The organism is Burkholderia sp. Se-20378, from assembly GCF_017104665.1.
In the GTDB taxonomy this organism is placed as follows: Bacteria; Pseudomonadota; Gammaproteobacteria; order Burkholderiales; family Burkholderiaceae; genus Burkholderia; species Burkholderia lata.
This window is the reverse complement of record NZ_JAAGPG010000014.1, coordinates 1-25,559: the sequence shown is the minus strand read 5'-3', so window position 1 is coordinate 25,559 and position 25,559 is coordinate 1. Positions and strand designations below refer to the sequence as shown.

The 25,559-nt window shown below is 67.1% G+C and carries 17 protein-coding genes; 1 reads left to right on the top strand and 16 read right to left on the bottom strand.

The window, feature by feature from the left end; genetic code table 11:
- Positions 1-168: 168 nt before the first annotated feature.
- The 13 genes from G3N93_RS04030 to G3N93_RS03970 form a co-directional block, all read right to left on the bottom strand.
- Entirely contained in the window at positions 169-3,555 is a 3,387-nt protein-coding gene (locus G3N93_RS04030) for a GLUG motif-containing protein (RefSeq protein ID WP_206132310.1), read from the bottom strand.
- Positions 3,556-3,718: 163 nt separating this feature from the next.
- Positions 3,719-6,271, bottom strand: a complete 2,553-nt coding sequence (locus tag G3N93_RS04025; RefSeq protein WP_206132320.1) for a filamentous hemagglutinin N-terminal domain-containing protein — start codon at positions 6,269-6,271, stop codon at positions 3,719-3,721.
- 172 nt (positions 6,272-6,443) lie between these two features.
- Positions 6,444-8,009, bottom strand: coding sequence for a ShlB/FhaC/HecB family hemolysin secretion/activation protein (locus tag G3N93_RS04020; RefSeq protein ID WP_241026389.1), 1,566 nt, complete (start codon positions 8,007-8,009; stop codon positions 6,444-6,446).
- A gap of 407 nt (positions 8,010-8,416) precedes the next feature.
- Positions 8,417-9,451, bottom strand: coding sequence for an acyltransferase (locus G3N93_RS04015; protein WP_206132309.1), 1,035 nt, complete (start codon positions 9,449-9,451; stop codon positions 8,417-8,419).
- Positions 9,452-9,458: 7 nt separating this feature from the next.
- The gene (locus G3N93_RS04010; protein WP_206132308.1) at positions 9,459-10,571 is read right to left on the bottom strand and encodes a hypothetical protein; all 1,113 of its coding nucleotides are present in this window, start codon (positions 10,569-10,571) and stop codon (positions 9,459-9,461) included.
- Entirely contained in the window at positions 10,561-11,853 is a 1,293-nt protein-coding gene (locus G3N93_RS04005) for a lipopolysaccharide biosynthesis protein (protein WP_206132307.1), read from the bottom strand. Before G3N93_RS04005 ends, G3N93_RS04010 begins: the two co-directional genes overlap by 11 nt.
- Entirely contained in the window at positions 11,847-13,079 is a 1,233-nt protein-coding gene (locus G3N93_RS04000) for a polysaccharide pyruvyl transferase family protein (protein ID WP_206132306.1), read from the bottom strand. Before G3N93_RS04000 ends, G3N93_RS04005 begins: the two co-directional genes overlap by 7 nt.
- Positions 13,076-14,323 carry a glycosyltransferase family 4 protein gene (locus tag G3N93_RS03995; RefSeq protein WP_206132305.1) on the bottom strand — a complete coding sequence of 416 codons (1,248 nt, stop codon included), beginning with the start codon at positions 14,321-14,323 and terminating at the stop codon, positions 13,076-13,078. Before G3N93_RS03995 ends, G3N93_RS04000 begins: the two co-directional genes overlap by 4 nt.
- Positions 14,320-16,614: a polysaccharide biosynthesis tyrosine autokinase gene (locus G3N93_RS03990; protein WP_206132304.1), complete on the bottom strand. Its 2,295-nt coding sequence runs from the start codon at positions 16,612-16,614 to the stop codon at positions 14,320-14,322. Before G3N93_RS03990 ends, G3N93_RS03995 begins: the two co-directional genes overlap by 4 nt.
- Positions 16,611-17,090 (bottom strand): low molecular weight protein-tyrosine-phosphatase, encoded by a 480-nt coding sequence (locus G3N93_RS03985; RefSeq protein WP_206132303.1) that lies wholly within the window; start codon positions 17,088-17,090, stop codon positions 16,611-16,613. Before G3N93_RS03985 ends, G3N93_RS03990 begins: the two co-directional genes overlap by 4 nt.
- Positions 17,087-18,256: a polysaccharide biosynthesis/export family protein gene (locus G3N93_RS03980; RefSeq protein WP_206132302.1), complete on the bottom strand. Its 1,170-nt coding sequence runs from the start codon at positions 18,254-18,256 to the stop codon at positions 17,087-17,089. The genes G3N93_RS03985 and G3N93_RS03980 overlap by 4 nt, the downstream gene beginning before the upstream one ends.
- Before the next feature lie 52 nt (positions 18,257-18,308).
- On the bottom strand, positions 18,309-19,721 hold the full coding sequence (locus G3N93_RS03975; protein ID WP_241026388.1) for an undecaprenyl-phosphate glucose phosphotransferase: 1,413 nt from the start codon (positions 19,719-19,721) through the stop codon (positions 18,309-18,311).
- A 579-nt stretch (positions 19,722-20,300) separates the two neighbouring features.
- The gene (locus G3N93_RS03970; protein ID WP_174939840.1) at positions 20,301-21,317 is read right to left on the bottom strand and encodes a 1-aminocyclopropane-1-carboxylate deaminase; all 1,017 of its coding nucleotides are present in this window, start codon (positions 21,315-21,317) and stop codon (positions 20,301-20,303) included.
- Between the two features lie 197 nt (positions 21,318-21,514).
- Here G3N93_RS03970 and G3N93_RS03965 point away from each other — a divergent pair, with 197 nt between their 5' ends.
- A complete protein-coding gene (locus tag G3N93_RS03965) occupies positions 21,515-22,015 on the top strand; it encodes an Lrp/AsnC family transcriptional regulator (RefSeq protein WP_174939459.1) in 501 nt (166 codons plus the stop codon).
- Positions 22,016-22,193: 178 nt separating this feature from the next.
- On the opposite strand, the gene G3N93_RS03960 is transcribed toward G3N93_RS03965, so the two are convergent.
- The 3 genes from G3N93_RS03960 to mdeB all read right to left on the bottom strand — a co-directional run.
- Positions 22,194-22,397 (bottom strand): hypothetical protein, encoded by a 204-nt coding sequence (locus G3N93_RS03960; RefSeq protein WP_174939844.1) that lies wholly within the window; start codon positions 22,395-22,397, stop codon positions 22,194-22,196.
- A 94-nt stretch (positions 22,398-22,491) separates the two neighbouring features.
- The gene (locus G3N93_RS03955; protein ID WP_241026387.1) at positions 22,492-22,863 is read right to left on the bottom strand and encodes a hypothetical protein; all 372 of its coding nucleotides are present in this window, start codon (positions 22,861-22,863) and stop codon (positions 22,492-22,494) included.
- A 167-nt stretch (positions 22,864-23,030) separates the two neighbouring features.
- On the bottom strand, positions 23,031-25,559 hold a 2,529-nt coding region (gene mdeB / locus G3N93_RS03950; protein WP_206132301.1), incomplete at its 5' end, for an alpha-ketoglutarate dehydrogenase.

Below are 25,559 nucleotides of genomic sequence, written 5' to 3'. Positions count from 1 at the left end.
GCGTGCCGGATGAAGAAAAGGAATCGCGAAGGCATCGGGCGGCGGCCGAAACCGCCTCGTCGCAAACCGCATCGAGACGCTACCGCGATGCGATCGCGAGTCGGCCGCGCCTGGCACTCGCGGAAGCCGCTCGCTGGTCTTGCGAGCGGCTTCCGCTATCGTCGGCGCCTAGCGATCGATCGACGCGAGACGGGACCCGACGAGCGGCATCGACGCGTCGAACCGGTAAGCCGTGTCGCCGACCAGTTCACCCTCGTTGACCCCCGCCAGCGCGCCATAACGCTGGCCCGCGTTACCGGTGAACGCGACGCGACTCGTGGTCGACGATTGACCGACGTAGCCGACGTTCGTGCCCACGAGGCCGCCGAGCGTCGCAAGCAGGCCAGCGGAAACGGTGCCGCTCGACGACGACTGCTTGATGGTTCCATGGTTTCTCCCGACCAGGCCACCTACGTCGCTGAAATCGCCACCGTGCACGGCGCCTGTTGCGCGAGACCCGAACACGGTGCCGGTCGAATGGCCCGCGAGCCCGCCGACCCGGCTCCTCACGCCCGCGGCAACGCTGCCCGCTGCCTGCGACTGCTCGATAGTCCCGAAATTCAGGCCAATCAGGCCGCCAGCATCGGACTGATCGTCTGCCCGGACATCGCCCGTTGCGGACGATGCGCTGACGGACCCGGTGTTCCGGCCCGCCAGGCCGCCGATCTCGGCATGGCGACCGGCAGACACGTTGCCCGACGCGTGCGATTGACGGATGCGCCCGCTGTTGTCGCCAACGAGGCCGCCGACGCGGCTCACGTTGCCCGCCGTGACATTGCCGGATGCGCGGGACGCATCGATGGTGCCGTGGTTGGTTCCCGCGAGGCCGCCTGCCGTACTGTCGCGACCGGCGCGCACGGCTCCGGACGCGCGCGATGCGTCGATCTTGCCCCGGTTGTCGCCGACGAGCCCGCCGGCGGCGCTATCGTCGCCCGCCGTGACGGCGCCTGCGGCCGAGGCCATGACGATATCCCCATCGTTGGCGCCGGCAAGGCCGCCAGCCGACGATCGCCGTCCGGCGTTCACGCTGCCGGTCGCCGACGCGGCTCTGATCATGCCGGCGTTGTATCCGGCAAACCCGCCGACCAGGCTCGCGTCGCCTGCCGTCACGTTGCCGGTTGCCTGCGATGACGTGATCTCGCCGGTGTTCGAGCCGACGAGTCCGCCGGCCTGGCTGAAGTCGCCCGCCGTGACGTTGCCGCCGGCGCTCACGCCGTCGAGCTTGCCGAAGTTGAAGCCGGCGATGCCGCCCGCGAAGCTGCCGTGACCGACCTTGACCGCACCGGTCGCGCTCGACGAGAGAACGGTACCGGCGTTGACGCCGACGAGACCGCCCGCGATGGCGTTGTCGCGCGTCTCGACCGACGCAGTCGACGACGACTCCACGATGACACCGCCGTCATTGATGCCGACGAGCCCGCCGGCCGTGGCCGAATCGCCGGTCGCGACGACCGTGCCCGCGCTGGATGCGGAATCGATCCGGCCCGAGTTGATGCCCGCGAGGCCGCCCGCCATGCCGCTGCCGGCAACGGAAACACGCGTGTCCGCCCGAACGTGCCGGATCGCAGCGGTCCTGCCTGCCCGATCGACGTTCTCGCCGACGAGCCCGCCGATCGCGATCGTGTCGCCGTCGCCGTCGATCTGCCCCGACACGCTTGCGTGATCGATCGTGCCGCCGCGGTTCGAACCGACCAGGCCGCCGACCATCGAGCGGCCGCGCGACTGGACGGAGATGTCGTGCGCGACGATGTCCGATATGGAGCCGGTGTTGTAGCCGGCCAGCGTGCCGACGGCGCCGTGCGAGCCTGAGGCTTTCACGGTGATGTCGCGCAGGACGAGATGCGTGATTCGTCCGGTATTTGCCGCGAACAGGCCGACGTTCGATGCGGTATTGAAGAGCGACAGCCTGCCGATCGTGTTGCCGAGGCCGTCGAACGTGCCGGCGAATTCGGCGTCGCCGCCGATGCTGCGGAAGCTGGCGTGATTGCCGTCGATGGCATTGCCGAGTACGTAGCGGCCGCCGAGGTTCGCATCGACGTTGCGCAGATCGTCGAGCGTGTGCAGCACGGTGTAGTCGTCGCCATTGGAACGGTACGATGCGTTCCGGCCGGACAGCGTGACGACGGCCTGCTTGGACAACGCATGACCGGCCTTCGAATTGAGTTCGAGATGGGCATTTCGGCCGGTCAGCGTCACGGCGTCGTCGATGTCGATGCGGTTCGCGGCGTTGACCAGCAGGCGTGCATCGTTGCCGGAGGCGGACAGCGACTTTCGCAGGTTGACGTTGCCGGTGGCGGAGGTCAGCGTCAGCGTGTTGTCGCTCGACCACGAAACCGGCCCGCCGACCGCGAGGTCGTGCTTCGTGCTGGTCAGCGCGACGTTGGTCGTACCGAGGTTGCGCGACAGCGTATCTGCCGCGATCGAGGTGTTCGACGTGCTCGAAGCGCCACTGCCATCGCCGACGCTTGCGTTGGCCGCTTCGATGGTCCACGTGCCGGCGGTATGGCCCGCCCGCGTGTCGACTTGCACATCGTTCGCGACGACCACGCGCTCGCCGCGGGTCGTGACCGACCCTGCCGGCGCACCGGCATCGGCTGCGCTTGCATCGAGCGTGCCGCCGACCTTCACGGTACCGCCATCGAGCGTGATTTTGCCGCCGTGTCCGGTCAGGCCGAGGGCTTCAACGACACCTGTATTGTTGACCACGGCGTCGAGCAGATTGCCTGCCGCACGCGCAGTCATCAGGACCTCGCCGCCGTCGGCCTTCAGCAGCCCGCCGTTGGACGCCTGCGCATCGACCGCGCCGCCGTCGACCTGCACGCTCAACAGGCGGTTGCCGTCGAAGTTCACCGTGAATGCGCTGCCGGCGCCCAACGCGACACGGCCGAGCTTTGCCTGGATAACGCCGTTGTTGGTCACGCGTGCACCGAGCAGCGCAATGCCGCCTCCGTCGGCGGCCGTCAGCGTGCCGTCGTTGACGACAGCTTGCGACGACGAACCGGAGAAGCGGTAGTTGCCGGCGAGGAAGTCGGCATCCGACAGGTTCTGCGTGGACGCGACGAGGCCGCCGACGTTGACCTGCGCGCCGGCGCCGAACATGACGCCGTTCGGGTTGACGAGGAACACGCGGCCGTTGGCGCTGATCTGGCCGTCGATGCGGCTGCCGTTGGTGCCGATCACGCGGTTCAGCGCGAGGGACTGGTCGGTCGGCTGGTGGAATGCGACGCGTTCGCCATTCGCGACGCTGAAGTCCTGCCAGTTGGTGATGAGCTTGTCGGTGTGCTGGTTGATGTTCATCGTGCGACCGTTGTCGGTGCGTACGATGTCGGCCTTGCCGGAGACGATCGCTTCGCCGCTGGGCAGGGCGAATGCCGGAAGGGCGGCGAGGCCGAGCAGCGAGACGGCGGCAGTGGCGAGGCGCTTGCCGCCGGTCTTGCCACGGCGGCGTGCGGTTTCCCCGACCGCCGTCCAGGTGCCCTGAGTGTGATTCCACACCAATGCGTAGGTCTTGTTCATGGTTGTGACGTCCTGATGACTGGATTGATTTGCACGAAATGACCGGATCATCCGCTCGATGCGCACGGCATCCAGATGCCCCGGTTGAACGGATCGGATGCGCGGGGAAGTGCGCGTGCGCCGCCCCGCGCCGTTACGGCATGACCGATCCGAAACGCGATGGTTACTTCACGGACAACATGGCTGTCTTGTCGTCGACCTTACCGATATTGACTTTGACCGCCGGATAATTGGCTGCCGGCCCGGACGCCGAGCTCGATTCGATGACGCCCTCGTTGAACCAGACGAGACCGCCGAAGTCGGTCGGGCTGCCGCTCAACGTCACGCGCGAATGCGATGCGCGAAGTGTTCCCCGGTTGATGGCGACGAGACCGCCTTTCGAGTCGCGGCCGCCGATCGTGGCCGATGACGAGGCGTTTTCGATCAGGCCTCCCTTTTCGTTTTCGCCGGCAATACCGCCGATGAACGATTCGGATGCCACGAGCGTGTTGTCGGTCGATACGTTGCGGATGACGCCGCCGGCGGCGTTCGTGCCGACGAGTCCACCTACGGTCGCGTATTTTTCAGCCGTGACGTTGCCGCTCGCGGTCGCGTTTTCGATCGTGCCGCTGTTGTATCCGACGAGGCCGCCGACGTAGCCGCCGATGCCGGCCGAAACGGTGGCGTTGGAAGAAACGTTGCGCAGGGTACCGTCGTCGTTTCGACCGACGAGGCCGCCGACGCTGAGGCTATCCGTGCGTCCGGACACCTTGCCCGCGAAGCGAACGTTCTCGATGGTGCCGCGGAGGTTGCGCCCGACGAGGCCACCGACGATGCCGGACGCGCTGCCGTTGCCGTTGACCGTGATATTCGTCGCGTCGACGTTCCTGATCTGGCCACCGACATTCATGCCGACGAGACCGCCAAGCGCCGCGGCGTAGCGTGCACCCGTGGTGTTTGCGACGAGGGAATCGAGCCGAAGGTTGCCGATCCAGCCGGTGTTTGCCGCAAACAGGCCGACGGCGTTGAAGCCGGGGTTGGTGATGTTCAGGCGGCTGATGGTGTTGCCAAGGCCATCGAACTTTCCGTTGAAGAAGCGGGTGCCGCCGATGCTGCGGAAGCTGGCGTGGTTGCCGTCGATGGCATTGCCGAGTATGTAGCGGCCGCCAAGGTTCGCATCGACGTTGCGCAGATCGTCGAGCGTGTGCAGCACGGTGTAGTCGTCGCCATTGGAACGGTACGACGCGTTCCGGCCGGACAGCGTGACGACGGCCTGCTTGGACAACGCATGACCGGCCTTCGAATTGAGTTCGAGATGGGCATTTCGGCCGGTCAGCGTCACGGCGTCGTCGATGTCGATGCGGTTCGCGGCGTTGACCAGCAGGCGTGCATCGTTGCCGGAGGCGGACAACGACTTCCGCAGGTTGACGTTGCCGGTGGCGGAGGTCAGCGTCAGCGTGTTGTCGCTCGACCACGAAACCGGCCCGCCGACCGTGAGGTCATGCTTCGTGTTGGTCAGCGCGACGTTGGTCGTACCGAGGTTGCGCGACAGCGTATCTGCCGCGATCGAGGCGTTCGACGTGCTCGAACCTCCACCGCCATGGCCGACGCCCTCGTTGCCCGTGATATTCGAGTTGTTGTTGAAGCCGCGCGCATTCGATGCCCCGGCCGTATCGCCGACGCTTGCGTTGGCCGCTTCGATGGTCCACGTGCCGGCGGTATGGCCCGCCCGCGTGTCGACTTGCACATCGTTCGCGACGTCCACGCGCTCGCCGCGGGTCAGGATCGAGCCCGTCGGTGCGCCGGCATCGGCTGCGCTTGCATCGAGTTTCCCGCCGACCTTCACGGTGCCGCCGTCGAGCGTGATCTTGCCGCCGCGCGCATTCAGGCCGCGCGCTTCGATCGTGCCGGTGTGGTTGACCACGGCGTCGAGCAGATTGCCCGCCGCGCGCGCGGTCATCAGGACTTCACCACCATCGGCCTTCAGCAGGCCACCGTTGGATGCCTGTGCATCGACTGCGCCGCCATTCACTTGCAGGTTCAGCAGGCCGCTGCCGTCGAAGTTGACGGTAAACGCGTTGCCTGCGCCGAGCGCAATGCGGCCCATCTTCGCCTGGATCACGCCGTTGTTGGCCACGCGTGCGCCGAGCAGTGCGACGCTGCCACCGTCGGCAGCCGTGATCGTGCCGTCGTTGGTGACGGATTGCGTCGAGGAACCGGAGAAGCGGTAGTTGCCGGCGAGGAAGTCGGCATCCGACAGGTTCTGCGTGGACGCGACGAGGCCGCCGACGTTGACCTGCGCGCCGGAGCCGAACAGCACGCCGTTCGGGTTGACGAGGAACACGCGGCCGTTGGCGCTGATCTGGCCGTCGATGCGGCTGCCGTTGGTGCCGATCACGCGGTTGAGCGCGAGGGACTGGCTGTCCGGCTGATGGAACGACACGCGCTCGCCGCCGCCGACGCTGAAGTCTTGCCAGTTGGTGATGAGCTTGTCGGTGTGCTGATTGATGTTCATCGTGCGACCGTCTTCGGTGCGCAGGATGTCGGCTTTGCCGGACAGGATCGCTTCGCCGGAAGGCAGTGCGAACGCGGGCAGCGCAGTGAAACCGAGCAACGAGACGGCGGTGATGGCGGCGCGCTTGCCGCCGCTCGCCTTGCCGCGGCGGCGCGCGGTTTCCCCGACCGCGCTCCAGCAGCGCTGTGCGCCATTCCACACCAATGCATAGGTCTTGTTCATCGTTGTTGTTTCCTCATGGTTGGTTCGCTTCGCCGGCACGACCTCGCCCGTGTGCGCGACGAATCGAAGCAGATGGGCGGATGACCCCGCCCCTTCGGGTGCGGGCAGCGAGGCTGCCCGCCGGTGTGGTCCGGCCGACGCGAAGCCATGGCCAGACCGCGTTACCGGCCGCTCAGAAATACTGCGCGGCCTGTAACCAGACACTCGGGGCGCGGGTGACCGACTGTGTGCGGTCCGCGTTGCCGAGCGGCCAGGCGGCGGTGACGCTGATCTGCCGGCTGGCGCCGTACCAGCTCGCGCCGACCCCCGTGCCCGACAGTTGCAGTGTGTTGAGTTCGTCGCGCATCCACGGCTGCTTGTTGATCTGCATCCGGCCCGTGTCGACGAACGTGCTGACCTGCCAGCCGGGCGCGACGAGATAGCGCAGCTCGGCGCTCGCCTGCCAACCCTGGTCGCCGCTACCCGCGCCGAGTGCGTAGGCGCGCACACCGTACGGGCCGCCGAGGATGAATTTTTCCGATGAGTCGAGATTGCGCGATGCGAGCTGGGCACTGAATTGGGTGGTCAACTGCAGCCGCGAGCCCAGCGCCTGCAGCCGCATCGCGTTCACGTTGAGCTTCGCGAAGCTGCCGAGCGTGTGAGAGAACCGGTTCATGCCGAGCGGATCGTTACCGCTCATCCGGCCGATACCGAGCGTGGCCGAGAACACGTTCCGACCGCCGCCGAACCGTTCGTCATTGCTGTTCGCCGTGACGACGAATGACCACAGGTCCACGCGTTTGTCGCTGACGAGCTCGAACACGCCGTAGTCGTCGCGCAGGTGCTTGTTCTCGTAGATGACCTGCGTGCTGGCGCTCGCGCGCCGGCTGCGCAGCAGCGGCTGCGTGACGAACGCGCTGCGCACGCTCGCGCGGCCGTGATAGCCGAGCGGGCGCATTTCCTTGCCGAGCCGGTAGCCCATGTCGGAGAAAGCGACGCCGATCCGGGTCGACGCGGGACCGACCGGCACCTGGTACATGGCGCGGTAGTACTGCTGGTTCGTATTGCTGGTGAGGCCGCGCAGCGAGAACTGGTCGCCGAGCCGCAGTGGCGAGTTGACGGTGACGGCCCCGGTGGCGCGATAACGGCCCGTAACCGGATCGCCGAAGTTGTCGAATTCGAGTGAGCCGGTGGCAAACGGGCCGGGGTCCACATCGATCAGCAGGTCGGTCGTGCCGGATTGCTGGCCGGCACGCAGCGTGCCCTTCGCGGCGACGCCGGGCAGTTCGTCGAGCAAGGTCAGTGCGCGTTCGAGATCCGCGCCGCGCACGATGTCGCCTGCCTGCACGGCGCCGAGCGGCTGGCGCAACACGCCGTCGCGTACGCGCGAGCGGTTGTGCAGTTCGACCTGCCCGTAGCGGCCTTCGACGACGGCAATGCGGACGACGCCGTTCTCGATGTCCTGATGCGGCAGGTAGGCGCGGGCCAGCGCGTAGCCGCGCTTGCGGTAGTAGGCGGTGATCCGGCCGGCCGCTTCGTTCAGTGCGGCGAAGTCGAGCGCCTGGCCGACGAGATCGGCAAGCAACGCGTGCAGTGGCGCGGCGTCGATTGCGTGGTTGCCTTCGATGTCGAACGCGCTGACTGAAATGCGTGGTCCATCTGGTGTCGCGGGCGCGGATTCTTTGCCCGGTGCGGGAATCGCGAGGTCGGGTGCGGCGGGGGCCGGCAATGTCGGGCGGACCGTTTCGACGTCGCGCAATGACTGCCCCGCATTGGGGACCTGGACTTGCGCATGCGAGACACCGTGAAGCGACAGCGCGAGACCGGTCAGGCATGCGATGCGGAACGGGCCGACTAGCTTTCCGGCATTTTGCCCCGATCGACGTAACGACCGGGCACGGCGCGGGGACACTGATGTGGTGCGGGGAGAAACGGGTGCTTGCACCGGCGTCGGGGGCGGCCCGGGCACGGCGATCAGAGAACGGACAGAGCGAATTTTCGACCTCGAACGGATGGGCCTGTCAGCCGATGCATGGTCTCTCGATCGGCCGTTTGGATTGCCGACGATGTTACGAAATGGCCCTCGGGATGAATATGGAACGAGTACGAGTAACTTGTTCCCATCATTCATTCCTGTCAGATTCTTCGATGCAATTGCATCCGTGCTCAAGACGCCGATGCGCGGCGCTTCCCCGATATCCGGTGCTTCAACGCAGCAAGCATCGGCCGCTCGATCCACGCATGACAGGCATAGCCGCATGCGCAAACAGCGGCCAGCGTCGCGAGTACGGCCGCCATGCCCGACCAGGTGCCGGCATCGAGACGCACGCCGACGATCTTGTTCGCAGCGCCGATCACATACGGATGCAGCAAATAGATCGAATAGCTCGCATCGCCGAGCCGGGCGAGCATCGTGTTCCGGATTGACCATCCCTGCAGATCGAGCGCGATCACAGCGACGATCAGCATGCAGGCCGGCATGCCCCACCAGAAAACACGTTCAAAGCCGGCCGGCGTGCCGGACAGGGTGCCGGCGAGCGGTATCGTCGCGAGCGCTGCTGCGGCCGCCGCGAACCAGACAAAGCGAGGAAGACGCCCGGCGATGCCGGTTTCCAGCAGGCGGCAGGCGAGCACACCGAGCCCGAATTCGAGCACGAACGGTTGCCCCAGGTGAGCGACGACTTCGCCTGCCGGGCCACCGACGGCCACGTACGCGCAGAACAGCGCAAGCGCGAACGCCGCGAACGTCGTTGCATGACGCGCGCGGACGAGCCACATCGATCCGGCGATGACGAGGTAGAACAGCATCTCGTATTCGAGCGTCCAGCCGTTGAGGTTCAGCGGTCCCCAATGGCCGTTCTCCTTCACGTAGGGTACGAACAGCAGCGACTTGACGAGATAGTCGAGGCCGGCCGTCGTCGAATTCAACCATTGGGGCTTCACGACCGCGATCGCGAACACGCCCAGCGTGGTCAGCCAGTAGAGCGGCACGATCCGGATCAAACGCCTGCGCAGGAACGCGCGCCCCTCGCGTGGCGCGACGACGGACATGATGAAGCCGCTGATGACGAAGAAGACGTCGACGCCGGCCTGCCCGAACGGAAGCACGCCCATGTGATAGCCGACGACGGCGAGCGCCGCGACGGCGCGTGCGCATTGGAGGTTTCGGAGGAAGCCGGATGGGATGGGGAAGGTCTGCATGTGGGGCTCAGCGTGGCGTGTCCAGGTGTGATGGGTGGGCGAGCGCGTTCGGTTGCCGTGTGCCGTTCGTCGCTGCATCGCGCTTCGGCCGGCGTCGACCGGCACGCGAATCGAATCCCGCGAATTGAAGCGCGCACAGCAAGGCGACGCTCGACAGGTGGCGTGTATAGCTGCCGAGATCGGGTTCGAACAGCATCGACACCGCGACGTGACCGATGACGACGCAGGCGAGCAGGTCACGGGCCGGATGCGCACGATCCCGTGCACGGCGCCACACGGCGGCCAGCGCGATCCACACGAACAGCTGCATCGCGAATTCCTTGGGGCCCACGTCGAACAGCAGCGGTAGATTCAATCGCAGCACCGCATACACATAGTTCGCGCAAAAGGCGAGGAACGAATCGGGCACGACCGGGTTGTAGAAACTCGTGCGCGCGCCGAACGGCGAACCATAGGCGAGATAGTCCGCTGCCATGTCGCGAGGATGCTGAAGCAGGTAGTACACATCCGACGGCAGCAGGAACAGTGCAATCGCGGCAGCGCCGGTCAGCACCGTCCTGCCGCGCCATGACACGTGCCGGAACAGGAACGCGGCCAGCCCGATCGCGAGAATCAGCGCGAAGTAGCTGCGCACGACGGCCGCATAGCCGGCGTAGAGCGCAACGACGGCCACGAAGGTCCACACGGTCGCGCGACGCTGCACGGTGCTGGCCAGCACGAGCGCCATCAATACGACGAGGGTGTCCTTGCTCGCGACGAACAGGTTGAAGAACACGCACGGCGCCAGCAGCACGATGATCGCGGCCAGCGACCCGACGCGGCGGCCTTCGCCGACGATCCGCCAGATGAACGCCGTGCCGATCGCGGCCACGAACAACGACGTGCCGTCCGGCCCGAGCAGTGCATAGAATTTCGCGACCGCATCGAACGACGTGCCCTCGTAGGTGCTGCCGCCGCCGATCTGGCTCTGGATCTTTTCGGCGTCTCGGAATACGAACTCGGGCAGGAACGCGCCGGCCTTGGCGTAGACGATCCAGTAGACGAACACGATCATTGCGCCGACCGCGCGCGTTACGCCACGGCTCAGTGCCGGGCTGCCGGCAATCAGGTTACGCAGCATGCAGGGCCGCCTCCGTGCGTGTGGCCGCGCCGTACCGGCCGGTGCGCGCGACGATCAGCGCCAGCGTGGCAACGATGCCGACACTTGCCGCGAGATGGGCGATGGCCGCTCCCATCGCGCCAGCGTGAACGATCAGGCTCCACGCAAGCGGCAGGTACGACAGCGCGAGCGCGATCATCGACAGCATCACCGCGCAGCCGGTGCGCAGCGCGATGGCGGCCGTCCACAGCACGTCCGCCGCGCCGCGCAGCATGAACGATGCGAGCAGGGTCGCGAGCAGCGCGAACTGGCCGGTGGCGGCCGGTTCGTGCGCGAGCGCGAGCAGGTCACGATGCAGCGCAAGGATCGCGATCGCCGCGATCGAGGTGACAGCCACGCTGGCGATCGTCGCGCGCACGGCGAGCCGGGAGAAGGTGTGCGGCGCGTCGGACAGCGCGCGCACGAACCGCGGGCCGGCCGTCACGACGACGGTCGAGAACGCGAGTGCCTGAATCGCGTTGGCGATCGACCACGCGAACACGTATCGGCCGAGCGCGTCGGCGCCCAACTGGCCGCCACCGATGAACCGCTCCGCGTATTGCAACGACGCGAGCACGATGCCGGCTACGTAGAACGGCAACCCGTGCCGCCAGACCGACAGCACACCGCGCTCGCGCGCGGCCGGTGCGTGAGCTGTCTGCGGGCTGCCGTGCGCGTGGCTTGCAACCGCGCCGATACGCCACCACGAAAGCGCAACGACGCACACGTTGGCTGTAAACCACAGGGCCAAAACCGACTCGATCGAATGCAGCGCACCGACGAGCAGCCCCGTGCATGCGAGGCCGGCCCACGCACCGGTGCGGACGAACATCAGCAGCGAGCCGGCGCGCGGTCGATGCAGCGAGAACAGCCAGCCGTTCGCCTCGAATGCCGCATGCTCGGACAGCGCGACGAACAGTACGCACCACGCGAGCCGTGTCGACAGGCCGAAGTGGGCGAGCAGGCTGGCGTCGCCGTTGGCCGTCGCGATGGCGAGCGTCGCAATGAGCAGCAGGTACAGCCCGCCGTATGTGATGCAGAGGGCGCGTATTGCGCCGAACGCGGGCAACGGATCGGACTCGCTGAGCCGCCGGTTGAGTTCGGGACTGAAGCCGAGGCCGAGCACTTTCGATGCGATCACGGTAGCGGCGACCGCGAGACCGTACGCGGCGACTGCGTCGAAGCCGAGCGTGCGCGCGACGATGATCGCGAGCGCGAATTTCAGGCCGAGCGCCAGGCCGCGCAGGAGCAGGCGCGTCAGCATGGCGCGGCCTCGTCGATGGCTGCGGTTGCTTTTACGTCGGCTTCGGCATTCGTTTCGACGTCGGAGCCGGAATCGACGCGATGGACCGCACGCAGCGCGTCGATCACGCGTGCGCGTGCGGCACGGATGCGCGCAAAACCGCCCTGTGCGGCATCCCAGAACGCCTGGGGCGCGCCGGGGGCGAGGATCGTCCGGCAAACGCGCGCCGGATCGAAATCCGCGCCGTTGACGACCCAGTCGCCGAGCTTCATGTCCGCATACGCACCGAAGCCCTTGCGCTCGTAGCTGACGTGGAACGCGGGTACGCCATGCAGGATCGATTCCATCGCGCCGTGCAGGCGAACCGATACCGTGACGTCAGGCCGATCGGTTTCGAGGAGCGTCTTGAGCGGAGTCAGCGGTTCCTGAATGCCGAGGCGGCGGTAGTACGCGGGATCGTCGTTGCCGCGCCCCGTGCTTTGCACCGCAAAACTGACCCGGCACGTCGCGCGCACCTGTTCGACCAGCTGCGCGATCGACGCGTCATAGCGCGCGCGTCGTTTCGCACTCCACGCGGGCGCGCGGCGCAGCACGAAGGCGACATGGCGGGCGGTGTCGCTTTTCGGCGATGCGTGCCGAAGGATGGTCTCGCTGCGATGCCCGAAGTCGAGCACCGCGAGATCGGGCGCGCGCCGCGTATTCGGATTCGCGGCGAGAAAGGCGGCGGAACGATCGTCGCGCACGAACACCGTATCGAACGCGCCGAGCAGCGACTGAAGATGCGTGCCGACGGCGCGAGAGGACAGCACCGGGCCGATGCTTTGCGGCAGATAGACGGCGGGTTTGCCGGAAGCGAGCACGGCGCGCATTTGCAGCAGGTGGCCGGCTTCGAGCTTGAGCGCTTCGAGGGTCGTGCGTGCGCGCAGATAGCCGCCGCCGACGCCGACGATCAGGTCGACTTCGTCGAGCAGGCCGCGCAGCGTGTTCAACCTGCCGTTCATTTGAATGGGCAGTGCCGCAGCTGCGGCACCGATCAGCCGGCTCTTGCCGCGTTCCGCGAGCACGGGCGCACCGCATACGTCGTCGTACGCCGGAAACGAAGCCGGATCGGCTGCGACGATCGACACACGGACAGCATCGCCGAAGGCTTCACGGAGCAGGCCGACGGACAGGTCGACCAGCAGGCCGTCACCGGAATTGCGCGCGCTGTAGGCATGCAGCAGCGCGACGTGAATAGGGGGAGTCATGCCGGGCCTCGTCGGGAAAGGGTGTGATAGAGGTCGAGCGTGTGCGCGACCATCGTTTCGGCCGAGAAGTGCTCGAAGGTCGCGGTGCAGTTCGCACGCATCGCGTCGCGTGCGGCTGGATCGTTTGCGAGCGCGACGATCGCGCGGGCGAAGCGCGTCGTGTCGTCCTCGTTCGGCACCACGACGCCGATGCCGTGCGTGTCGATCAGCTCGGTCGCGCCGGACACGCGGGTGGCGACGATCGGCACACGAGCGGCCATCGCCTCGAGGCACACGTAGGGAAAGCCTTCATAACGGCTCGGCAACGCGAACAGGTCGAACGCGGAGAAATAGCGGCTCGCGTGGTTCACGCGGCCGACGACGTGGAGATTCGGCGGCAGATCGTCGGCCTCGTTGGCGGCCGCCGTGATGAAGTCGCCGGAACCGATCGCGACGATCTGCACGGTGCGGCCGCATTGGCGATACACGCCGCGCGCGATCCGCACGAGACGGTCGACGCCCTTCTGATGATCGAAGCGCCCGACGAAACCGACGACGTGCGCATCACGCGCGATGCCAAGGGCCCGTCGTGCCTCCTCACGAGGCATCAGCGCCGGCGGTCGGACGCCGTTGACGATCGTCTCGATCCGCGCGGCTGGAATGCCGAGCGCTTCGTTCAGGTGCCGGGCTTCGTCGCACGAGACGGCGACGATCCGGTGCGTGCACAGGCGGCCGAGCAGCCGCTCGATCGTTCCGTAGAAACGGCGCTGGCGGTTGCCCAGCGTCGGGTTCAACGTATAGACCGCGTGTGGCGTGTACACCTGCCGCCACGGCCCCGGGCACAGGCGTGCGATTGCGCCCGCTTTCGAGCTGTGGCTGTGCACGATGTCTGGACGGATGCGCAGCAGGTGGCGATACACGTGGCCGACTGCGAGCGCGTCGCGCCAGCCGACCGCGCGCTGCATCGGCACCGCATGCACGCTCGCGCAGCGTGACAGCACGCGTGCGTCGAGGATCGTTGCGTCGAAACGCGGGCCGTGCGGCACGATCAGGTGCAGTTCGATGCCGTCGGTTGCGCCCAGTCCGTCGATCAGGTCGGCGAGATGGACGGCCACGCCGCCGCCCGCGGCTTCGACAACGAGCGCGATCCTCAGGCGCGCCGCACGGGCGGGCGCTTGCCGGGCGCGCAATTCGGTCGTGGCGGAAGCGCCCGCCGGCGCGGTATCGCGTATCGCGACATGTTCGAGATGACGGGTATCGCTCATCGCGGCTCTCCGCGGCGGCGGGACACGAGCGCGCGCACCTTGCGGCCGACCGACGATGCCAGTCCGCAACGCGGCGGCGCGTATCGGTATTGCGTATAGCGATAGGCGCCGTAGCGCGAGCCATACCGGCCGACGTGCGGATCGACGCCGTTGAGCAGCACGCCGCTTGCGGCGACACCGTTGTGCGCGAGGCGGCGCGCGGCTTCGCCCAGCTCGGCGACGCGAGTCGACGCGGCGCGCGCCGTGAGCAGCACGGTGCCGGCGTGGCGGCCGAGCGTGACCGCATCGGTCACGGCGAGAATCGGCGCGGCATCGATCACGACGACGTCGTAGCGGGCCGACAACGCGTCGAGCAGCGCGGCGACGCGTTCGTCGGCCAGCAGCTCGGACGGATGCGCGGGCACCGCGCCGGTCGGGATGAAATCGAGGCGGGGCACCACGTCGCGGTGGGTCACGTCGGCGGGCGCGGCCGTGCCGGACAGCAACTCGGCGAAGCCGCGTTCGCGCGGGACGCCGATTGAATCGTGCAGATGACCCTTGTGCAGGTCGCCGTCGACGAGCAGCACGCGCTCGCCGTTGGCCGCGAGCAGCGCCGCAAAGTTGGCGGCGACGAACGACTTGCCCGCGCCTGGTGCGGGGCCGGTCAGCAGCAGCACGTTGTTGCGCGCGCCCTGCATCGCGAAGCGCAGCGCGGTGCGCAGGCTCCGCAGGCTTTCCACGGCCGGATCGTGCGGATGCCGCGCGCTCAGCAGGTTGGGCCCCGGTGCGTGCTGCGCGATGCGTCGCGCGATCTGCCGCTGCGCCGCCGAGTCGGGAATCGTCGCGTAGACGTCGATGTCGAGATGCCGTTCGATCTCGTCTGCATCGCGGACGCCGCCGAACAGGAAGTCGCGGGCAAAGGCGAGCGCGATGCCGAACACGAGCCCGATCAGCGCGGCCGCCGCGATCACGACGGGCCGCCTCGGGCGCACGGGATCCTCCGGCACGATCGCCGTATCGACGAGCCGCACGCTGCCGGTCTTGCCGGCCTTCACGAGTTCGAGCTGCTGCGTATTCGCGAGCAGCGCCGTATAGAGATCGGTATCGACCTTCACGTCGAGCATCAGCCGCACGGCGTTCTGCTGCAGGTCGGGCAGCCGTCGAACCTGATGTTCGAAGCCGCGTTGCTCGCGGCCGAGCGTGGCGAGCTGCGCGTCGAGCGCGACCATGTCGGGGTGGCCCGACGCGAAGCGCGTGGCCATCTCGTCGCGCTTTTGCTGCAGTTCGAGGCGGCGCGTGGTCGCATCGGCCGTCTGCTGCAGGATCAGCTTCGCTTCCTCGGTCAGGTCGATCGTGCCGTTCGCGTTGCGCATGTCGGTGTAGCGCTGTTCCGCGTCTTGCAGCTGGCGCTTGAGCACCGGCAACTGCGCGTTGAGGAACACGAGCGATTGCGCCGCGTCGGCGGACTTGCGCTCGATGTGCTGGCGCACGTAGTGGTCGGCCACGGCCTGGAGCTGCGCCTGGATCCGTTTCGGATCGGGGCCGCGCAAGGTCGCGACGATCACACCGGACTGCTTGATCTTCTCCTGGACGTCGAGGCCGCGCCGCAGGGAGTCGATCGTCTCGGCGCGGGATTCGCGCACGAGCGAGAAGCGGGTGGCCGGGTTCGCGTCGATGCGCACGACGTCGATCGCAATCGGGCCGCTCGCGGTCGGGAAGGTCTCCAGGCGTCCGATGCGGCCGGTGACGGCCGACGGCAGTGCGGGCCCGGTCAGCCGGTAGCGCTGGCCGTCTAGCAGCGTCAGCTCGAAGTGCTCGCCTTCGAGCGGCCTGGGTACGTCGAAGCGTGCGAGCTCGGCCGCTTCCTCGCCCCATGCGTAGCCGCCGAAGCCGAGCAGACCCGGACGCGCGAGGCCGGTGTTGAAGCGCGACACGAAATCGCCGACCAGCGGAAAGCGCTTCGGCTGTACGACGATGTAGCTGCGCAGCTCGTCGACGGCGCGCGTGACGACGAGCCGCGACGCGAGAATCTGCGCTTCGGCCGCGGCGCTCGACTTGATGTCGAATAGCGACGACACGTCGCCGAGCATGCTTTTCGCGGTGGATGTGTCGCCGGTGTCCTCGACCTGGAGCAGGATGTCGGCCTGGTATTGCGGCGGGGCAAGGAACGCATACAGCGTGCCGGCGCCGACGCAGGCGGCGGTTGCCAGCGCGACCAGCCAGCGTTGGGAGGCGAGCACGTCGACGACGCCGGCGAGGTCGAGCTCGGCGCCGCGATCGTGCGATCGCTCGCGGGAAACGGGAGAGGTCATCGATTCGGTCCGGAAAGCGGGGTGGAGGGGGAGGAGGCTGGCGCGATGCGCGTGCACCACGCGTCGACGCCGTGCTCGATGAGCCGCAGGCTGTGTTCGAATGACGCGCGCGGACCGAGATACGGATCGGGTACGTCGAAACCATGAGCGGCCCCGCCGAGGCGGAATACGCGACCGCACAGGAACGGGTGGCGGCGCTCGAGCCAGCGCTTCTGCTCGAGGTCCATCGTCAGGATCAGGTCGGCACGCGTGACGTGCCGGGACGACACCTGGCGTGCGTGGTGCGTGGCGAGGTCGAGGCCGCGCTCGCGCATCAGGTCGATGGCGTACGGGTCGGCAGGGTGGCCTTCGAGCGCGCCGATGCCGGCCGATTGCACGTCGACGCCGGGCAGGCGCGCGCCGAGCAGCGCTTGCCCCATCGGGCTGCGGCAGACGTTGCCGACGCACACGACGAGCAGCGTGGCGATGGCGCTCATTTGACGGCGAGCGCCGCGGTGGCGCTGGCGTTGACGCCGGGCAGCAGCAGGCTCAGCACGCGGCTGAAGCGCACCAGGCCGTTGCCGTCGACGTAGACGATGTCCTTCGGCTGCAGCGCGAACTCGTTGGCGAGCACCATCGACACAGGCGAGCGCGCGTCGAGGTGGAACACCTGTGGATCGCCCGTCTGCGAGCCGCGGATCACGAACATCTGCGCGGTGTCGGCGGTATTCGCGTTCACGCTGCCGGCCTGCGACAGCGCGTCGGACAGCGTCAGCCGGCCGTCGCGCAGCGGCACTGCGAGCGACGGTTTGTTCACTTCGCCCATCACGTACACGCCGTAGTCGCTGCGCGCCGGCACGTGCAGCAGGTCGCCGGCCGACAGCACGACGTCGGCCGGATTGCGGCCGTCGCGCAGCATGCGCGTCAGGTCGAGCGGATAGGACACGCCGTCGCGCACGAGCGTCATGCGGCTCTGGTCGGCGGCCGTGCCGAGCCCACCCGCGCGGCCGAGCGCTTCGTAGAGCGTCATCGGCACGTCGTTGACGGGCTGCGCACCGGGCGTGCGGACTTCGCCGTCGATATAGACTTGCTGCGAGCGGAACGACGCGACGCGCAGTGTTACTTGCGGATTGCGATAGACGCGCGACAGCGCAGCGGCGATGCGTGCCTGCGCGGCGGCGGCCGTGAGACCCGCGACCGGCACGCTTCCGGCGAACGGGAACGCCAGTCTGCCGTGCGGATCGACGACGAAGCCGGCGACCGGGTCGGCCGTACGTGGTGCGTTCTGTTGGGCGGCGCCTTGCGCGGCCGCGAGTTCTGGGTGATCCCAGACGGTGATCTGCAGCACGTCGCCGGGGCCGAGACGGTAGGCGCCGGGTGCGGCGACCAGCCGGTCGGATGGCAGGTTCTGCTGCTGCGCGGCCTGTGCGTCGAGCTGGCGAATCAGGCTGGCGTCGATCGCCGTGATCCGGAACGGAAGGGCGCTCCCGTTTGCGTTCGAGTGTCCGGCAGGCTGGCCGTCGGTGGTGGCAGGCGGTGCGCTCATCTGCATGCCGGGTGCGAATGCACAGGCAGACAGTGCGACGCTGACCGCTGCGGCGAGCAGCGTGCGCACGCGGTAGGGACGTGCGGATCCAGCCCGCTCGATCATGGCGGAAGTCATCAGTCATCCTTATCGTGGTGCGGCGACGCGCGGTGGCGGTGCCGCGGGCGTATCAGTACGCGTTGCGGTGGGACCAGCCGCGCAGGGCGGTGGCCAGGACGATGCGCATGTCGAGGGCGAACGACCAGTTGCGCAGGTAGTGGAGATCGGCTTCGACGCGGCGCTGCATTTTTTCGACGCGGTCGGTCTCGCCGCGAAGGCCGTTGATCTGCGCCCATCCGGTGATGCCGGGCTTGACGCGGTAGCGGTGGATATAGCCGTCGACGATCTTCCGGTAGAGGTCGTCATGTTCGAGCGCGTGCGGGCGCGGGCCGACGACCGACATGTCGCCGCGCAGCACGTTGAGGAACTGCGGCAGCTCGTCGAGGCTCGTGCGGCGCAGGAATGCACCAACCCGCGTGATGCGCGGATCGTCGCGGGTCGCCTGGTGCACTTCGCTGCCGGCGTCGTGCAGCCGCATCGTGCGGAACTTGAAGATTGTGAACGCCTGGCCGTCCGCGCCCTTGCGTTGCTGGCGGAACAGCACGGGGCCGTTCGACGACAGCCGGACTGCCGCCGCGATTGCGAGCAGCAGCGGCGCCATGCCGACGAGGACGGCGGCCGCGAATACACGATCGAAGATCGCCTTGTGCAGCAGCGCGCGCGACGACAGCGGCGACGCGACCAGGTTGATCGCGGGTGCGCCGACGAGGTCGATCATCTCGCCGTCGAACATCGCGAGCTTGCTGACGTCGGGCATGAAGCGGATGTTGACGAGATCGTCGCGGAACGCGTCGAGTACGGCCATCACGATGCGCGCCTCGCCGATCGGCAGCGCGAGCCAGACTTCGGGAATCGCGTGCGTGCGGACATGCGTGGCGAACATCTCGAGATCGCCAAAGCGCGGCATGCCATCAGGGCTCGCCGTGTTGGCGTTGGCGATATCGAACATCGCCGCCGCGCGGAATCCGGCCGACGGCACACTGGCGATGCGGTCGAGGACGGCGTCGCGATGGGCGCCGGCGCCGACGATCGCGACGAGGCGATCGCTTTCCTGCGGGCGGCCGATTCGTTCGAGCGTCGTGCCGGCGACGACGCGTGATGCGACAAGTGCGATGCCGCTCGTCGCCGTCCAGAGCAGGTACCAGGGCAGCGGAATGGCCAGCGTCGGCGCGAGCACCCGCATCACGAGCGCTGCGCCGGCCTGTGCGGTCAGCCAGGCGAACGCGGTCAGCAGCGCGGTGCGGTGTGCGGGGGTACGGGCCGGCACGTGGTAAAGGCGGAATGCGGGAAACAGCATCAGCGCAAAGGTCGCCGCGCAGGCGACGGCGGCCAGTTCGGACAACCGATCGACGTCCGAGCCAGGCAACACGAGCGCGGCGACGAGCGCGCCGAACGAGATCAGTGCGACGTCAGCAATGCGCGCGATCAGACCGCCGGCGGCACGCGCGGCATGCGCGTGCCGTGGTTCGAATGAAATGTCCATATACCCTTCTGCTGCCGTTCCGATTGTGATGGACGTCCCTCGTTCCGATTGCGACGCGATACCGCGGGGCTGGCCGAAGCGGATTCGCGGCCGTGCTTTCCACTACATGGGAAAAGCCATCGACGAAGGAGACGCTGCCTGGGGTGCCGGTCGACCTGATGCAGTGCAACGGGGCCTTTCGTGCTGGTCGCCATGACGGGCGAATGCTTGCGAAACGTTGCGGCTGACTCGACGGGATCAATTTTCGGGAAGCAGGGGCGTGATTTAAATAGAACGCCTACTAAATGCCGTCTAAAGAGATTCGTACGCGTACGAATCAGTCGGAATTCGGTCTGAATGAGCGAATAACGGAGTCGGACTCGTCTTTATAGGGACGCGCAAAGTCGGATCGCCGAGGCGAGCGATTTGCAACAAACGGGGAGCGGCGGCCGGAAAGGCGACGGGTGCTGGAAGCCGAAGAAATGGCGTGCGGGACGGCGGGTGTGTAGAGGGCACAGCAACAGCGGCGATCAGGGCGATCGCCGCGATCAAGGCGCCGGCACGCGACCCACGGCGCGCCGGCGTTTCATGTCGATTTCTTCAACCGTTCCGGAAAATCTCGCTATACGCGCTCAACGCCGGCACACCGCCGAGATGCGCATACAGCACCTTCGACCCCGGTTCGAATTCCCCAAGCCGTACCTTGTCGATCATCCCGTGCATCGACTTCCCTTCGTAGACCGGATCGGTCAGCATGCCTTCGAGCCGCGCACACAGGCGGATCGCGTCGAGCGTGCCGTCGTTCGGCAGCCCGTATTCGGGGCCGGCGTAGCGTGTGTCGAGCACCACGTCCGCCGCGGTGATCGGCCGGCCGAGATCGACGAGCTCGGCGGTGTGCCGCGCGATGCGCGTGATTTGTTCGTGCGTGCGCTCGGGCGTGGCCGACGCGTCGATTCCGATCACGCGGTCGGCGCGACCGTCGGCAGCGAAGCCGACGACCATTCCCGCCTGCGTGCTGCCCGTGACCGAGCACACGACGATGTAGTCGAACTTGAAGCCGAGTTGCGCCTCCTGCGCCCGCACCTCTTCCGCGAAACCGACGAAGCCGAGCCCGCCCAGCGGATGCTCGGAACAGCCGGCCGGAATCGGGTAAGGCTTGCCGCCCGCCTGCCGCACGCTCTCCATCGCTTCTTCCCAACTGCGGCGAATGCCGATGTCGAAGCCATCGGACACGAGCCGCACGTCCGCGCCCATCATGCGCGACAGCTGGATGTTGCCGACGCGGTCGTACACCGGATCTTCGTAGTTGACCCAGTGCTCCTGTACGAGCACGCATTTCATTCCGAGATGCGCGGCGACGGCCGCGACCTGACGCGTCTGGTTCGACTGCACGCCGCCGATCGACACGAGCGTATCCGCGCCTTGCTCGAGTGCGTCGGGGACGAGGTATTCGAGCTTGCGCGTCTTGTTGCCGCCGAACGCAAGGCCACTGTTGCAGTCCTCGCGCTTCGCATACAGCTCGACCTTGCCGCCGAGGTGCTCGCTCAGGCGCTTGAGCGGCTGGATCGGTGTCGGGCCGAACGTGAGCGGATAACGGGGGAAACGTTGCAGGTTCATCGGCGTGCTCCGGAAAGCGGTGGACAGGGCGAATCATCGGTTTGCTCGGGCGCGGCCGGCAGGCCGTGTCCCGACGAGAAAAATGATAGGCAGAAGCGCGAGAAATGAGCTTGCGAAATAAATTGAGACGGCCTACGTTATCGACGATACGAGAACGGCAGAAACAATTTCGATTCGTTGAAATGGAGGATGACGCAATGAAATTAGATCGAGGCAGCGCGCCGCCGGCCGATGCCGCACCGGTGCTCGATCGCATCGACCGCGCGATCCTGCGGCAACTGCAGCAGGACGCGTCGATCTCCAACGTGAGCCTCGCGGCGAAGGTGAAGCTGAGCGCGCCGGCGTGCCTGCGGCGCGTCGAACGGCTGAAGGAAATGGGGCTGATCCGCGGCATCGTCGCGTTGCTCGACCCGAAGCCGCTCGGTGCGGGGATGCTGGTCGTGATCGGCTTCGTGCTCGATCGCTCGACGCCCGAAGCGTTCGCCGCGTTCGAGAAGGCCGCGCAGAAAGTGTCGGGGTGCGTCGAGTGTCACGTGGTGACCGGTGAGTTCGACTACTTCATGCTGGTGCGCACACGCGACAACGACAGCTTCAACCGGCTGCACGCCGAGCAGCTGCTATACCTGCCGGGCGTGCGGCAGGTGCGCTCGTTCATGGTGCTCAAGGAGATTCTTTCGACGCATGCGCTGCCGTTGTAGCGCATCGCGATGCGGCTGACGGCACATGCGGTGTTGGCGGCATGCGCACAAAACGAAGTGAGCACGATCGGCACTGGCGTCTCACCTGCGGCGCCGCATGACCAAGGCCAACCTCCACGCGTTCGAACACGGCGGTAAAGGCATATCGCCCCGCTCATCGCCGTGACAAATCGACTCGCTACCGCTTCCGCCTTCTCGGGTCGATGCCGTTTTGTTCCAGTAGCTTTCGCAGGCGTGTGTTTTCGCCCCACAGCGTAGCGAACGCGATCAACATCATCAGGGTGGGAAACCACTCGCCGGTCGCGGCGATGATGGTCCATCCTACGACGGCGCAAATCAACGCCGTGACGATGAGAAGCAAGTGATCCACAATCCACTTCATCGCGCACCCCGGATTGCCGTGTTTGCCTTCAATCCGAGATAGCTATGCGGGCCGGGCGCGAGAACTTCGGGATGCCGCAGGATTTGAGCCATGATCAACGGATGAACCGCAAGGCGGTAGCGCGTGCCCCATTGTGCGACTGCCAAGGACAGGTTGCTCCGTGTTTGCGGATGCCGCATGCCGACGCAGCATCTGTCGCGACCATCAGGCTACCGATGACCGCACCCAGATAGACGCTGCCGAGGATCGCCCCCGTGACGGTTGCCACTTCGAGTTTTGTGGTTGCGCCAAGCAATTCTGCGACCGTCGCATCCGGACCGAGCGTCTTTAGCGCGCCCATCATCGTGCCGATACTCGCCACCGCTGTTTGCAGGGTCGCGAATAGCGTTGTGGGAACCGGCATCTGCAGCGCGGTCATGTTGGCTTGAAACGCTTCCGAAAAGCTCAAACATCTCGGTGTTGTCACGGGCAATTCTCCTGCCGAATCGACTTATTCTACCGATTCGTCTTCGCCCACCATCTCAAATTGTGTGCTCGTGTTCCGTGACTATCTCGCGGGAAATGTGTCGAGTGGAGACTCGACGAAAATTCTTGATACGGTTGAAAAAGCGCTCGACAACATTGCGTGTGCGCTCAGCGTTGCCACGGCGCTCCGCAAGACTGCCGCGCCGTCTTGCCGAGTCGATCGCGCGCCGTGTGCAGCATCGCCGCATCGAGTTCACCGTCATCGGCAAGCGCCTTCAACGCAGCCAGCACGATGCTCCCCCGATCGACTTCGAAGAACGCACGCAGCGCCTCGCGCGTATCGCTGCGGCCGAACCCGTCGGTGCCGAGCGTCACGTAGCGGCGCGGCACGTACGCGCGGATCAGCTCGGGCACCGCGCGCACGTAGTCGGTCGCCGCGATCACGGGGCCTTGCGTCGCGGCAAGCATCGCTTCGACGTACGGCCCACGCGGCACATCGCCAAGCCGTGCCAGCCGTTCGGCCTCCATCCCGTCGCGCTGCAACTCGCTGAAACTCGTGACGCTCCACACGGCGGCATCGATACCCCAGTCGTCCTTCAGCATCCGCTGCGCGGCGAGCACTTCGCCGAGGATCGCGCCCGCGCCGAGCAACTGCACGCGCGCCGTCGCGTTCGAGCCGGACGGCAGCCGGTGCATGCCCTTCAGGATGCCTTCGCGTCGCGCGGCCGGATCGTCATCGGGCATCGACGGCTGCGCGTAGTTTTCGTTCATCACCGTCACGTAATAGAACACGTCGCGCTGTTGCTCGACCATCTCGCGCATGCCGGCATCGACGATCGTCGCGACTTCGTACGCGAACGCCGGATCGTACGCGCGGCAGTTCGGGATCGTGGACGCCGCGAGATGGCTGCTGCCGTCCTGGTGCTGCAGCCCCTCGCCGCCGAGCGTCGTGCGGCCCGACGTCGCGCCGACGAGGAAGCCGCGCGAGCGCTGGTCGGCGGCGGCCCAGATCAGGTCGCCGATGCGCTGGAAGCCAAACATCGAGTAGTAGATGTAGAACGGCAGCATCGGCAGGTCGTGCACGCTGTACGCGGTCGCTGCGGCGATCCACGACGACACCGCGCCGGCCTCCGAAATGCCTTCCTCGAGAATCTGCCCGCGCGTGTCCTCGCGGTAGTAGAGCATCGAGCCGAGATCCTCGGGCTCGTAGCGCTGCCCGAGCGGCGAGTAGATGCCGACCTGCCGGAACAGGTTCGCCATGCCGAACGTGCGCGCTTCGTCCGCGACGATCGGCACGACACGCGGGCCGAGCGCCGGGTCTTTCAGCAGCGCGGCCAGCATGCGCACGAGCACCATCGTCGTCGACATCTCGCGGCCGCCCGCGTCCAGCGCGAACGCACCCCAGGCCGGCGTCGGCGGGACGGTGAGCCCCTCCGACGCCACCATCCGCCTTCTGGGCAGATAGCCGCCCAGGGCAGCCCGGCGAGCGTGCAGGTAGCGCATCTCGGGGCTGTCTTCGGCCGGTTTGTAGAACGTGAGCTGCTCGACGTCGAGATCCGACAGCGGCAGCCGGAAACGGTCGCGGAACGCCTTCAGGTCGTCGACGTCGAGCTTCTTCTGCTGGTGGGTCGTCATCCGGCCCTGGCCGGCCGTACCCATGCCGTAGCCCTTCATCGTCTTCGCGAGGATCACGGTCGGCTGGCCGCGATGAGCCAACGCGCGCGCATACGCGGCGTGCAGCTTGCGTGCGTCGTGGCCGCCGCGGCGCAGGCGGTCGATTTCCGCGTCGGTGAGCTGCGCGGCGAGTGCGTCGAGCGCCGGGTCGCGGCTGAAAAAGCGCGCGCGGTTGTACGCGCCGTCGTTCGCGGAGAAGGTCTGGAACTGGCCGTCGACGGTGTCGGCGAACGCACGGGCGAGCGCGCCTGCATGGTCGCGCGCGAACAGCGGATCCCAGTCGGACCCCCACAACACCTTGATCACGTTCCAGCCGGCGCCGGCGAACAGCGCCTCGAGTTCGTCGATCACGCGGCCGTTGCCGCGCACCGGGCCGTCGAGCCGCTGCAGGTTGCAGTTGATTACGAACACGAGGTTGTCGAGCCCCTCGCGCGCGGCGAGCGACAGTGCGCCGAGCGATTCGGGCTCGTCCATCTCGCCGTCGCCGAAGAAACCCCATACGGTGCGGTTCGTGGTGTTCGCGAGGCCGCGATGCTGCAGGTAGCGCATGAAGCGCGCCTGGTAGATCGCGTTGATCGGGCCGATGCCCATCGAGCCGGTCGGGAATTGCCAGAAGTCGGGCATCAGCCACGGATGCGGATACGAACACAGGCCGGGCCCGGCGATCTCGCGGCGGTAGTGCTTCAGGTGCGCTTCGTCGAGGAAGCCTTCGAGATACGCGCGCGCATAGACGCCCGGCGACGAATGCGGCTGGAAGTAGACGAGGTCGCCGCCCGTGCCGCGTTCGCTGCATTCGCCAGTTTCGCCGCTGCCGTCGCCCGTTGCTGCGCGGAAGAAATGGTTGAAGCCGACTTCGAACAGGTCGGATGCCGACGCGTAGCTCGCGATGTGGCCGCCCAGCTCGCCGTACGCGCGGTTCGCGCGCACGACCATCGCGAGCGCGTTCCAGCGCAGCGCGGCCGACAGCCGCTCTTCGAGCTCGACATCGCCCGGATAGGGCGGCTGGTCGTGCGCGGCGATCGA

Bases quoted from the DNA above. Each gene is read 5' to 3' on its own strand.
- G3N93_RS04030 (WP_206132310.1), bottom strand. From the start codon at position 3,555: ATGAACAAGACCTACGCATTGGTGTGGAATCACACTCAGGGCACCTGG.
- G3N93_RS04025 (WP_206132320.1), bottom strand. From the start codon at position 6,271: ATGAACAAGACCTATGCATTGGTGTGGAATGGCGCACAGCGCTGCTGG.
- G3N93_RS04015 (WP_206132309.1), bottom strand. From the start codon at position 9,451: ATGCAGACCTTCCCCATCCCATCCGGCTTCCTCCGAAACCTCCAATGC.
- G3N93_RS04010 (WP_206132308.1), bottom strand. From the start codon at position 10,571: ATGCTGCGTAACCTGATTGCCGGCAGCCCGGCACTGAGCCGTGGCGTA.
- G3N93_RS04005 (WP_206132307.1), bottom strand. From the start codon at position 11,853: ATGCTGACGCGCCTGCTCCTGCGCGGCCTGGCGCTCGGCCTGAAATTC.
- G3N93_RS04000 (WP_206132306.1), bottom strand. From the start codon at position 13,079: ATGACTCCCCCTATTCACGTCGCGCTGCTGCATGCCTACAGCGCGCGC.
- G3N93_RS03995 (WP_206132305.1), bottom strand. From the start codon at position 14,323: ATGAGCGATACCCGTCATCTCGAACATGTCGCGATACGCGATACCGCG.
- G3N93_RS03990 (WP_206132304.1), bottom strand. From the start codon at position 16,614: ATGACCTCTCCCGTTTCCCGCGAGCGATCGCACGATCGCGGCGCCGAG.
- G3N93_RS03985 (WP_206132303.1), bottom strand. From the start codon at position 17,090: ATGAGCGCCATCGCCACGCTGCTCGTCGTGTGCGTCGGCAACGTCTGC.
- G3N93_RS03980 (WP_206132302.1), bottom strand. From the start codon at position 18,256: ATGACTTCCGCCATGATCGAGCGGGCTGGATCCGCACGTCCCTACCGC.
- G3N93_RS03975 (WP_241026388.1), bottom strand. From the start codon at position 19,721: ATGGACATTTCATTCGAACCACGGCACGCGCATGCCGCGCGTGCCGCC.
- G3N93_RS03970 (WP_174939840.1), bottom strand. From the start codon at position 21,317: ATGAACCTGCAACGTTTCCCCCGTTATCCGCTCACGTTCGGCCCGACA.
- G3N93_RS03965 (WP_174939459.1), top strand. From the start codon at position 21,515: ATGAAATTAGATCGAGGCAGCGCGCCGCCGGCCGATGCCGCACCGGTG.
- G3N93_RS03960 (WP_174939844.1), bottom strand. From the start codon at position 22,397: ATGAAGTGGATTGTGGATCACTTGCTTCTCATCGTCACGGCGTTGATT.